The sequence below is a fragment of the Streptomyces katrae genome, from assembly GCF_000966975.1.
Lineage (GTDB): Bacteria > Actinomycetota > Actinomycetes > Streptomycetales > Streptomycetaceae > Streptomyces > Streptomyces katrae.
In genome coordinates, this window is sequence record NZ_JZWV01001277.1 from 1 (window position 1) to 1,243 (window position 1,243).

General features: G+C 73.9%; 2 protein-coding genes. Both read left to right on the forward strand.

The genetic code is table 11. The annotated features are described in order from the left end of the window. A partial coding sequence (locus tag VR44_RS36165) for a TetR-type transcription factor C-terminal domain-containing protein (RefSeq protein WP_045951898.1) occupies positions 1-201 on the forward strand: 201 nt, incomplete at its 5' end. A 30-nt stretch (positions 202-231) separates the two neighbouring features. Beyond that, positions 232-1,243 (forward strand): acetyl-CoA C-acetyltransferase (locus VR44_RS36170; RefSeq protein ID WP_045951899.1); only part of this gene is annotated, 1,012 nt, incomplete at its 3' end.

The following is a 1,243-nucleotide window of genomic DNA, read 5'->3' on the forward strand; positions in this document are numbered from 1 at the left end:
GCATGGCTGGGGACGCTGGAGCGGGGAGTCGCCGCCAAGGTCTTCCGGGCCGACCTCGACATCCGCCTCACCTACCGCTTCGTGCGCGACACGGTGTGGGTCGCGGCGTCCTGGTACCGGCCGGGCGGACAGCACAGCCCCGAGGAGATCGCCCGCCAGTACCTCTCGATGGTGCTCGACGGGATCGCCGTACGCCCCTAGCACGCCCCGCAGCCAGCAGAGGAGCCCCCGATGCCCGAGGCCTACATAGTCGACGCCGTACGCACCCCCGTGGGCCGGCGCGGCGGCGGCCTGTCCCAGGTCCACCCCGCAGACCTCGGGGCGCACGTCCTCAAGGCGCTCGTCGAGCGCACCGGGGTGGACCCGGCCTCCGTCGAGGACGTCGTGTTCGGCTGCCTCGACACGGTGGGCCCGCAGGCGGGGGACATCGCACGGACCGCCTGGCTGGCCGCCGGGCTGCCCGAGGAGGTCCCCGGGGTCACCGTCGACCGGCAGTGCGGCTCCTCCCAGCAGGCCGTGCACTTCGCCGCCCAGGGCGTCCTCTCCGGCACCCAGGACCTGGTCGTCGCGGGCGGCACCCAGAACATGTCGATGATCCCCATCGCCTTCGCCTCCCGGCAGGCGGCCGCACCCCTCGGCCTCACCGAGGGCCCCTACGCGGGCTCGGCGGGCTGGCGCGCCCGCTACGGGGACGCCCCCGTCAACCAGTTCCACGGGGCGCAGCTCATCGCGGAGAAGTGGGGGATCTCGCGCCGGGACATGGAGGAGTTCGCCCTCACCTCCCACCGGCGGGCGGTCCGCGCGATCGACGAGGGCCGCTTCGCCCGCGAGACCGTCCCGTACGGGGACGTGCGGGTGGACGAGGGACCGCGCCGCGACACCACCCTGGAGAAGATGGCGGGGCTGAAGCCGGTCGTCGAGGGCGGCACCATCACGGCCGCCGTCTCCTCCCAGGTCTCCGACGGCGCCGCGGCCATGCTGATCGCCTCCGAACGGGCGGTCGCGGAACACGGCCTCACCCCCCGCGCCCGGATCCACCACCTGTCGGTGCGCGGCGAGGACCCCATCCGGATGCTGTCCGCCCCGATCCCGGCCACCGCCCACGCGCTGAAGAAGACGGGCCTGACCCTGGACGCCATCGACCTGGTCGAGATCAACGAGGCCTTCGCCCCGGTGGTACTGGCCTGGCTCAAGGAGACCGGCGCCGACCCCGCCCGGGTCAACGTCAACGGCGGAGCCATCG